Origin of the sequence: Saccharomonospora iraqiensis subsp. iraqiensis, from assembly GCF_000430445.1 — a bacterium.
GTDB classification, from domain to species: Bacteria; Actinomycetota; Actinomycetes; order Mycobacteriales; family Pseudonocardiaceae; genus Saccharomonospora; species Saccharomonospora iraqiensis.
In genome coordinates this window covers 2,563-3,936 of sequence record NZ_KE387136.1, presented here as the reverse complement: position 1 = coordinate 3,936, position 1,374 = coordinate 2,563, and the positions used below count along the sequence as shown (strand labels likewise).

Below are 1,374 nucleotides of genomic sequence, written 5' to 3'. Positions count from 1 at the left end.
CACCGGCAGCGACCCCGGTGGGCGCTCGCCCGGAGGGGTCAACAGCACGCGGTCGGTGCCGTCCGCCTCCCGCGCGCGGACCAGCGGTGGGTGCGCCGCGTCGGACCACGCGTACTCCACGGACCCGTCCGGCCGGGCACCCGCGCCGCCGATCCGGCCGGAGGGGGTGTCCAGCGAGGTCAACGACCCGCTCGCCAACTCGTACCGGTACAGCTCACTGCGTCCCCGGTGGAAGTGCGCGATGAGCAGGGCCTCGGCGTCGAGGTACCAGTCGCCGACGACCTCGCCGGGCAGGTCCAGCTCGATCTCGGTCTCGGTGTCCGACTCGACGTCCCAGATCAGCAGTTCCTCCCGGCCCCGGCGCTCGTGCTGGACCAGCAGTCGAGGGTCGCCCCGGAGGGGGGAGAACGCGAGCGCGGCCAGGCCCTTGCCCACGCCGTCCCACTTCTCGGCGACGGTGCGGAAATCGCTCCCGTCCGCGCAGGCCAGAACCCGCACCGCCGGGTGGCGGGAGTCGCCGTGTTCGGAGTGCCCGATCGCCAGCAGCCGCTCGTCCCGGGACAGTGCCGACACGTCCGCGTCCTGCTCGTGACTGTAGAAGCGGGTGGTGGTGCCGTCCCGGTGCGCGTAGAGGTCGCTGCCGTCGTCGGTGGACATGCCGAGCGCGATCACCTCGTGCCCGAGGGCCAGGCCCGCCGGGTAGCCGTTGCCGAGATCCGGGAACACGGTGGTCGCGGCGGTCCCCGTGGCCCCGCCCGTGGCGCTGCCCGTGTCCTCGGACACTCCCCCGTCCGTGCCCGCACCGGCGCTCTCCGGCGCGGCCGTGAACGGCTCGCGCACCCACGCGCCGAACTCGTCGCCGTCGGTGTCGTTGAACCACCAGATCCAGCGACCGTCCGGCGTGACCGTGGCGTGCAGGGTGCCGTTCGGCCGGTCGGTGACCTGCCGGTGGGTGTCGGCGGTCCGGTCCCAGGCGTAGACCTCCCACACACCGCCGGCGTTGGAGACGTAGAGGTTGCGGTCCGGGGCGTCCAGGGCCCAGTCCGGCACCGACACCCGCGCCGCGTGGAACCGTGCCCGCCAGCGGGCCTCCCGTTCCGGGTCGGTCAGGAGCCGGTCGGGAACCCGGGCGTGCGGATGTTGTGTGCTCACGCCCGCGATCCTGCCAGGTCCGTAGGGTTGAGGGCGTGTCGGAGGGTCACGCGGGGTTCGTGCTGCCGTTGCTGCGGCCGGGGATGCGGGTGCTCGACGTCGGCTGCGGCGCCGCGGTGAACACGCTGAGTCTCGGCACGGCCGCGCATCCGGTTCACGTGCTCGGATTCGACCGCGACCCGGGCAGCGTGGCGGCGGCCCACCGCGCGGCCCGGCACGCGG

At 74.2% G+C, this 1,374-nt stretch carries 1 protein-coding gene and 1 pseudogene; one reads left to right on the top strand and one right to left on the bottom strand.

The window, feature by feature from the left end:
* Positions 1-1,152 (bottom strand): annotated as a pseudogene (locus tag ACTIR_RS0120595) (S9 family peptidase); the annotation flags it as partial.
* A gap of 35 nt (positions 1,153-1,187) precedes the next feature.
* On the opposite strand from ACTIR_RS0120595, the gene ACTIR_RS27000 reads away from it, so the two are divergent.
* On the top strand, positions 1,188-1,374 hold a 187-nt coding region (locus ACTIR_RS27000), incomplete at its 3' end, for a methyltransferase domain-containing protein (protein ID WP_034241269.1).